Here is a 1913-nt window from a genome sequence, read left to right as displayed (position 1 = left end):
AAGACGGTATGTGGTTCAATTTCGGCTATTGGGAAAATTCCAGAACAAACAGTTGAGTTTTCAGGGTATTCTATTCGTGAGACTTCTGAGAATAAGGATGAGTTGCTTGAGACTTATGTTGAGCATTCTCATTTTATAAATTTGGATGTTAGTAAGAATAATAGTAGTGATGGGTATACTTTTGGTAGGCAGATATTACCGCGTAATTATGAGTTTTTTGCACTTTTTGTAAATCAAGGACAAAGTGAAGGTCAGAGAACTAAATTTATGATTGGCGAAGGACAAATTGCAACATTTAATCCAAGTCAAGATTTGTCAAATCAAAAGATTGATCAAAAATATCAATTAACGCTTTCAAAGCCATTAGTTTCAGTGTCTTATGATTATATTGCTGGTGCAAAATTTTTTGAAGTTTGATTAGAGAGGAGGTTATATTGCTATGTTAGTTAATGTTAATTTATCGGGTCGTATCGAGTTGCCTTATATTCCAGATTATCTTAGAAAACAAGGAGATGTGGTTAATAAGAGTGGTACTGCTGTTGAGAGAGAAAAATCTGCTAATGAAGATGCATTTGTGATACTTGAAGGTGTAAATTATGGATTTATCGAGGAGCTTAAAGCGTTTCAAGTTGAATTATTTCAAAAATTGTCTAAAAATTCTCTCAAAGAAATTGATTCTAAAGTAGCTATAGACGTAAATAAGAGACAGTTGGAATTCATAAAAAAAATTTGGAGAGATAATGTTGTAGGATTTGTTGGGTTGTTTGATCAGGATAATCAACCTGTAACTAAGGAAGTGGTTGAGAAGGATGCTATTTTGTTACAAGATATGTTATCTAACTTAGCAATTGAGATTTACAACGTATCAGATACGTTAAAGGTAGAACGTGTTTCAAAAAAGTAGAGATTGCCTTGCATTATATCTCTAGACGAGACCATTATGACAAGGTATTGAAATTTGCAGAAAGACTACAGAACAAATTTTTGCAAGACATGAAAGAAGAAATTGATTGGATAAAATACAATGAAGAGTGTTTGATGCATTTGATCAATCAGGCGTTGATTTCAAGAAGTGTGGGGATTCTTCCACGAGGAGGGGGACTTTTTGATCAAAATTATTGGTTTGTTCTTGTTTATAATGAGCTTAATCTTTACATCAAACAACTTGAAAATGAGAGTATAAGTAAATGAATCTTGATGACATTATAATTCCTTTATCGATTGTTACCAATAATGAAAGTAAATTGAATGACATATCTGAACAACTTCAAAAAATAGCGTCACAAGAATTTCAAAGCTTGGAAGATTTAAGGTCAAGGTTAGAGACTGCGATAAATACGGGCGATGGTTTTAATGTAGTGTGTGAGGCTTTGATTGAGAATACTCGAAGGATGGGTGATAATTTCAAAAATCTTGCTTCAGCCGTCAAAGTTGTTGGAAGTAATAGTACCAAAAGTTTCAAAAGCGTTGGGAGCACTCTAAAACGTGTTGGTAAAAATTTGTTCAATGTAAAAAATATGGCAAATGCAGCAGCGGACGCTTTAGAGAGAATGGTAAATACTATTGGTCCTATAGTTTTGATTGTGAAAACTCTTCAAATGGCGGGCAATGCTGTTAATAATGTTTTTACAGGCGCTATGGAGTCTTTAGAATCATTTAACAATGAAGTTAGTGTTTTTTCACAGATGCTAAATAACGATAGTCTTGGAAAAGCTTTAGCCGATGATATGAATGCTTTTGGGGAACAAACCACATTTACTAGTGAAGCTATAAGTAGTGCTGCTCAAACCATGTTATCTTATGGAGCTTCTGCTTCTGAAGTTAGTCAACGTATGCGTATGTTTGGGGAGGCTGCGGGGAATAGTAGTGAAGGACTTACAAAGTTGGCAGAGATCTATTCTAAAGTAGAGGCT

The 1913-nt window shown here is 34.1% G+C and carries 2 protein-coding genes and 2 pseudogenes; all 4 read left to right on the top strand.

Features of this window, described 5'->3' with window-relative positions; all coding sequences use genetic code 11:
- Positions 1-417: pseudogene (locus U880_RS0100745) on the top strand (hypothetical protein); the annotation flags it as partial.
- Positions 418-439: 22 nt separating this feature from the next.
- Positions 440-904, top strand: a complete 465-nt coding sequence (locus U880_RS0100740; RefSeq protein WP_024654385.1) for a hypothetical protein — start codon at positions 440-442, stop codon at positions 902-904.
- 8 nt (positions 905-912) lie between these two features.
- Positions 913-1191 (top strand): hypothetical protein, encoded by a 279-nt coding sequence (locus tag U880_RS0100735; protein ID WP_235047966.1) that lies wholly within the window; start codon positions 913-915, stop codon positions 1189-1191.
- Positions 1188-1913 (top strand): annotated as a pseudogene (locus tag U880_RS0100730) (tape measure protein); the annotation flags it as partial. The gene U880_RS0100735 and the pseudogene U880_RS0100730, both read left to right, overlap by 4 nt.

Origin of the sequence: Borrelia hispanica CRI (genome assembly GCF_000500065.1) — a bacterium.
Taxonomy (GTDB): domain Bacteria; phylum Spirochaetota; class Spirochaetia; order Borreliales; family Borreliaceae; genus Borrelia; species Borrelia hispanica.
Note: the sequence above shows the minus strand (reverse complement) of the source record. Positions and strands in the feature narration are given on the sequence as shown.

Excerpts from the sequence above, each read along its gene's own strand:
- U880_RS0100740 (WP_024654385.1), top strand. The coding sequence starts at position 440 with ATGTTAGTTAATGTTAATTTATCGGGTCGTATCGAGTTGCCTTATATT.